The sequence below is a fragment of the Bacillus cereus group sp. N21 genome (genome assembly GCF_016483395.1).
In the GTDB taxonomy this organism is placed as follows: domain Bacteria; phylum Bacillota; class Bacilli; order Bacillales; family Bacillaceae_G; genus Bacillus_A; species Bacillus_A pseudomycoides.
The window spans coordinates 1-2,104 of the sequence record NZ_JAEHBX010000177.1 but is presented as its reverse complement, the minus strand read 5'-3'; the positions used below and the strand labels follow the sequence as shown (position 1 = coordinate 2,104).

Sequence of the window (2,104 nt, the reverse complement as noted above, 5' to 3'; positions counted from 1 at the left end):
GTTGGGACCTTGTCCCTGTGAGAGTAGGACGTCGCCAAGCAACTTTAGACGAGTCAGAATGACTCGTCTTTTTTGTGCATTTACATAATAAGCGAGTGATCGAAGAAAAAATTCCAATGGGACTTTTATGGAAAGACTTATACAAAAGCCAAGGGAAAAGGACATGTTAGATATCATTTTTTTATTCAAAATTACAGAAATAAAAATATAGTGTACAGTGAAGTTTTGGTAACCACATGAAATGATTACGATTCTTTTTACCTTGTTAGAGGAAACATTGAATGGGTATCTTTATGTACAGTTACTGTTTGGGATGGACTTGTTCATAAACTTGTTGAAGTAGCGGCTAAAACTGCTGATGAATATTGTTCTGCTTACCGTGAAAGAGAATAGGAAATTAATTTTTGTTTATTCGATTATACGCGAGGATTTAAGGTTTACTGTATTGGAATCGCACAAAAATTGAGTAATGATCTTTATTCTCTTTATTATATGGTACAAAGTAAATAGGTCTACATATGGTATGAAGAGACATATATGAAAAGGGGAGAAAAACATTAAAGGAATAAGTATGCTATTAATTGCGATTATACTATGGGGGATAGCAATTGCTCCGACAAAATGGGCGTTAGAGTCAATTCAGCCATTCACCCTATTATTTCTTCGTCTTTGCTTTGCTGGCGGGATATGTCTATTGTTTTCTTTTCAGCAGCTACGAAAAAGTATTGTTAATAGGGATGTTCCGTGGAAAAGGATAAGCGTATTATCTTTTACTGGTGTGGCGGGATATTTTATGTTTACCTCGTATGGGATTTCTTTAACAAGTGGATTACATGTGAGCATCATTGATGCTGCTTTACCTTTAGTTACAATTATTTTCTCGGCACTGTTTTTAAAAGAAAAGATTCAGTTAAACTATTGGATTGGAATTATATTAGGTTTTATAGGAGTAATATGTATTACCATTCCATCTGGTAATGATAATCAAAGCGCTTCTCTAGTTGGGGACATACTTATTTTATTAAGTACTTTTTTATTTGCCTTCTATACAATATTATTAAAAAGACCAAAACAAGAAAAGAATCTATCAAACGAAGTATTTACAACATTAACATTAATCATAGGGGCAATCATTCTATTCCCCTTTGCAGTTATCGAAACTTTTTATTATGGTCTACCTCAAATAGAAACATGGAAGACAGGGCTTAGTTTTACATACCTTGTTGTTTGTGCAACAATCCTAGCTTATTGGTTTTGGAATAAGGCGCTAGAAAGAGTTTCGGCATCAGTAAGTGGATTGTACTTAAATGCTTTATCACTCATAAGTATTATTGCTTCGGTTATTTTATTAAAAGAATCTTTAACATGGAAGATATTAATAGGAGGATGTCTAGTTTTATTTGGGGTTATCTGGGCGGATAAAGGTAAATTAAGTGCTCTAATGAAATCTGTTGATCGACAAACTAAAGAAGATAGGAAGTACAAAACATATTAATGCCAGAATATGAAAGGGGGGATGCATCGAATGGCATGCTCTCTTTTTAGTTGGTTTAGAGGAGCATACAGGAAGATTAGGGAACCCGTGTAATACAATACTAAATTATACATTTATATATTGTATTTATAATAATGAACAAAGGGATGATAATCCAGGGATGTTTGAAGTGAAATTATTTGATAAAAAACAAATTGCTAATGAAGTATTACTATTCTTTTGACTCTGAAATAGAATGAAGGCTCTTTGAGTACGCATTTATAATATCTAGTAGGGATAAATAGTTTTACTTTTTTCCCTTTTAGGGGTACTGAATCTATAGGAATGGAAAGGGTGTATGAATAAAAGATTAATGATTTGTGAGTGTTTATCTATAAAAGAGATAAAAAACAATTTTTTATATAAAAGCCATTGACTATTTCAATATATAAGTGTAGTATTATACGAGTCGCCGATAGCAACAACGCAAAACGCGACAAACGAAATGAAAAAATTTAGTTGACATTGAAACATGAAAGTGTTAACATAAGGGAGTCGCAAATGAGCGACAAACAAGTTCTTTGAAAACTGAACGAAACAAACAACGTGAAACGTCAATTTTTATTTTAG

At 32.6% G+C, this 2,104-nt stretch carries 1 protein-coding gene; it reads left to right on the top strand.

Going from position 1 to position 2,104, the window contains the following annotated elements; genetic code table 11:
- The first annotated feature begins 571 nt into the window (after positions 1-571).
- On the top strand, positions 572-1,495 hold the full coding sequence (locus tag JDS96_RS30290; protein ID WP_199669071.1) for a DMT family transporter: 924 nt from the start codon (positions 572-574) through the stop codon (positions 1,493-1,495).
- Positions 1,496-2,104 lie beyond the last annotated feature (609 nt).

What these genes read in the sequence shown, in the direction of transcription:
- JDS96_RS30290 (WP_199669071.1), top strand. Translation starts at nt 572, where the DNA reads ATGCTATTAATTGCGATTATACTATGGGGGATAGCAATTGCTCCGACA.